The 2,163-nt window shown below is 60.1% G+C and carries 2 protein-coding genes; one reads left to right on the top strand and one right to left on the bottom strand.

All coding sequences use genetic code 11. From position 1 onward, the window contains the following. Window positions 1–120: 120 nt before the first annotated feature. On the bottom strand, window positions 121–516 hold the full coding sequence (locus KJQ96_RS38365; protein ID WP_213291140.1) for a hypothetical protein: 396 nt from the start codon (window positions 514–516) through the stop codon (window positions 121–123). A gap of 384 nt (window positions 517–900) precedes the next feature. Here KJQ96_RS38365 and KJQ96_RS38360 point away from each other — a divergent pair. After that, window positions 901–2,090 (top strand): IS3 family transposase gene (locus tag KJQ96_RS38360; protein ID WP_156439539.1). Its coding sequence is split into 2 segments (ribosomal slippage): window positions 901–1,150 and window positions 1,150–2,090, totalling 1,191 coding nucleotides; the frame shifts between segments, so codons are not numbered across the junction. The last annotated feature ends 73 nt before the right edge of the window (window positions 2,091–2,163 follow it).

Below are 2,163 nucleotides of genomic sequence, written 5' to 3'. Positions count from 1 at the left end.
TGATTTTCTGAGACATGGCGTGCTCCTTGTCTTGAGCGCCCCTTGCCAGCTTCTCATGCTGGTAGGGCCGGAGCACGGCGGACCATCCCATTAGCCGACTTTGGTATTGCCACTGATTTCTCAAGGACGCGTTTGCTTGCGTTCGTCGGCTTGATTTTTAAGCCTCTGGTGAAAAGCGCGAACCTCGCCGGTGTAGTCGTAATAGGCCCCTACTTGCGTTATCTTCAATGCACCATCAGCAGCTGCGTCAGGGTTGAAAGACGGGGGGACAGGATTCAGTATCTGGTGGACGGTTGCTATTAGCTTGGATCTGATGCCGAGGCGTAAATCTGCGCACGCTTCCTGAACGATAAGTTGAGCTTGCTCCTTGGACGCTGCTTTGGCGACTTCGGCCTTGAGGCATTCCCTGTAAGGCTTGAGCTGCTCGGCCATCGCTTTACCGACTTCGACAGCCTCTTGTTGAGCCAGGGCCGTCCCGCTCAGGCCAACAAGAAACACGACGGACAAAAGCTTCATACCAGCCTCGTTGTGTGGTCGACGCTAGATTGTGAAGATTAAGCAACTACTACCCTGGGATATTAGATTTTTCGGCGCAATATCCCTCAATGGCACTGATATCTCGGATTGTCGCTTCTGCAGCGCTGAGGTTGCAGTCTGCATCTGCCACGAGGTATGGCGATAAGTCGGCATAAGACGGCTATTGGCCCTCAGCCGAACTGCCTTTGAGCGGCCGCAAAGGCCGCTCGCAGAGCAAAACCGGACATGACGAGATGAGCGGCCGGACCGCCGCTTGTGACCCAGGCTGTGTAAAAACGCGGACTTATGGTTGGGCAGCCTGACCTTGCCCCTTGGGCTTAATCCAGTTTGAAGTTCGTTCTGGCCCACGACAAGGACCAGAGCATGAAGCGCAGCCGCTTTTCGGAAGAGCAGATCATCGGGATTTTGAAGGAGCACGAGGCCGGCGTTTCGGTCGCCGATCTGTGCCGCAAGCATGGCGTCAGCGACGCCAGCATCTACAAATGGAAAGCCAAGTTTGGCGGGCTGGAGGTCTCGGAGGCCAAGCGGCTGAAGACGCTGGAGGACGAGAACACGCGGCTGAAACGGCTGCTGGCCGACGCCATGCTGGACAATGCGGCGCTGAAGGATCTCGTGGGAAAGAAATGGTGACGCCCGCGGCCAAGCGGAAAGCTGTCGCCCATCTGCGAGACGCATTCGGGATGAGCGAACGGCGGGCGTGTAAAGCCATCGGCTGCTGCCGCATGACCATGAGATATCAGACGACTCGGGCTGACGATGCCAGCCTTCGCCAGCGCATGAGGGCGATCGCCCAGGAGCGCCGCCGCTTCGGCTACCGGCGGCTGCATGTGCTGCTCAAGCGGGAAGGCTACCTGATCAACCACAAGAAACTGTTCCGGCTCTACCGGGAAGAGAAGCTTGCAGTGCGCCGCCGTGGCGGCCGCAAGCGGGCGATCGGGACCAGGGCACCGATGACGGTGCCGATGGTGCCCAACGATCGCTGGTCGCTCGACTTCGTGTCCGATCAGCTCACGGACGGCCGCCGCTTCCGCGTCCTGACCGTGGTCGACGACTGCACCCGCGAATGTCTGGCGCTGGTGGCCGACACCTCGCTCTCCGGCACCCGGGTGGCGCGGGAACTGGGCCGGCTGGTGATCGAGCGCGGCAAGCCGAAGATGGTGGTCAGCGACAACGGCAGCGAACTCACCAGCAACGCCATCCTGACATGGGCGGATCACAGCCGCGTCGAATGGCACTACATCGCGCCGGGCAAACCCATGCAGAACGCCTTCATCGAGAGCTTCAATGGGCGCTTGAGGGACGAATTCCTGAACGAGACGCTGTTCACGTCGCTGGCCCAGGCCCGCATTGCCCTCGGATGTTGGCGAGCCGATTACAACGATGCACGACCACACTCGCAGCTCGGATGGAAGACGCCGTCCGAGTTCGCCTTCACCTGCCATCCGCGACGGGATCTGGCGCTGCGCTATGTCGAGGGCTCCGCGCCAGCTCCCGTCGCTCCCACCGCCCAACCGGGTAAATCCAACAGTCGGGGCGAACTCAGAACTGGATAAAACTTGGGGGCAAGGTCAAGCCCGACGAGCTGGCCTTGCAGCCTGTCTCATGCTCGGATCGCTTCGATCAATC

The organism is Bradyrhizobium sp. sGM-13, from assembly GCF_018398875.1.
Lineage (GTDB): Bacteria > Pseudomonadota > Alphaproteobacteria > Rhizobiales > Xanthobacteraceae > Bradyrhizobium.
The sequence above is the reverse complement of the archived record's forward strand: the minus strand, read 5'-3'. Positions and strand labels throughout refer to the sequence as shown.